The sequence below is a fragment of the Escherichia sp. TW14182 genome, assembly GCF_000208525.1.
GTDB classification, from domain to species: Bacteria; Pseudomonadota; Gammaproteobacteria; order Enterobacterales; family Enterobacteriaceae; genus Escherichia; species Escherichia ruysiae.
Map to the genome: position 1 here is coordinate 1 of NZ_AEJZ01000504.1, position 1,252 is coordinate 1,252.

Annotated in this window: 2 protein-coding genes and 1 pseudogene; all 3 read right to left on the bottom strand. The window is 50.5% G+C overall.

Features of this window, described 5'->3' with window-relative positions; translation table 11 throughout:
* Positions 1-275 (bottom strand): FimD/PapC N-terminal domain-containing protein (locus tag EQY_RS0123690; RefSeq protein ID WP_000795029.1); only part of this gene is annotated, 275 nt, incomplete at its 3' end.
* A gap of 156 nt (positions 276-431) precedes the next feature.
* The gene (locus EQY_RS0123695; protein ID WP_000498862.1) at positions 432-1,019 is read right to left on the bottom strand and encodes a fimbrial protein; all 588 of its coding nucleotides are present in this window, start codon (positions 1,017-1,019) and stop codon (positions 432-434) included.
* Between the two features lie 81 nt (positions 1,020-1,100).
* Positions 1,101-1,252: pseudogene (locus tag EQY_RS27525) on the bottom strand (fimbrial protein); the annotation flags it as partial.

Below are 1,252 nucleotides of genomic sequence, written 5' to 3' on the forward strand. Positions count from 1 at the left end.
GGCTTCTTTCCGTCCTGACCGGAAACCGGCGGCTCCAGAAACGTCACCGGAAATGCCGACGGTGAAATCCCCTGGTCATTCACCATAATTTCCATCTGGTACTGCCCGGGCATGATATATCCCGCTTGGGAGAACCGGGAAAAATCAATATTCTGTCTGTCTGCTGCATCCAGAACATCTGTATTAAAGTCGACGGCATAAGCCGGTGCGCCTGCAAGGGAAAGCATCAGCGCATATGTAATGCCGTTAACAGCAAAAGAGGTATTATTTTTCATTATCAGCCACCACCTTTAATACAGACTGCTCCCGGAAATAAAGACAAAGTGTCCCCCTCCTGCATGCAGGATTTAATTTCAGTCCCTCTGTCAGAATAGTTAATTAAATACCGGGAAGCTTCCGTCTGTTACCGGTTGTTATTTCTGTTCACCCTGTTATTCGTAATCCACCTTAAAACGTAATGCGGCATAATAATCTCCCGCCTTTAATGGCTGACCATTACGGACCACCCGCAGGGTATAATCCAGCCCCTCTTCATTTCCGTTCAGCAATAACGGCGGCATCACTTTACCGACAAGGGCCGGATAGCCCTGGTTATCCAGTATCTGCAGATTGATACCTTCTGCCTGACCGGTCAGCGAGAATTTGTCAGGCGTTTCGCCCTGCAGACCATCAAAGGTCACCCGGACACGGCTCGCCGTATAAACCCGTTTACCTGTTCCCGCCAGCTCACAGTTACGCAACCGCAGACGGAATTTCTTTTCAGGACCGGCGAAACTGTCCTGTAAATCACGAACCGGGGTCTCCCCCATATCAATCGCCTGCCAGGTGTCTTCCATGGCCAGCGTGCAGGCCGGAGCAATCACCTGCCCCTTAAAACTCGCCCGACCATGCCACCAGACATGCTCCTCTCCCCAGTACTCCGGCAGGGTCATCCCCGACGGCGGAAAGGAGGGCGATGGCGCAGCCTGAGCCGCTGCACTCAAGAAAAATGTTACCGAAAGGATCATGCGCCAGAACATGCAGTATTCCTTATTCTTTACCGGTAATCGCAGGGGCTGACGCCCCTGCTAATCTGACGGTTAAAAACCGGAGATGAGTGCTCACTCGTAGATCAGATTAAAGTTAGCAACAGCAGTAAAGTCACCTTCTTGCACAGAATCTTTTGCAATGGCTTTGACCCAAGTTGAATAATTCAGGATGTTTTCGCCTTCTTTCAGATTTTGAGAGGAGCCTGCCGTTCCATCGAAAGAAA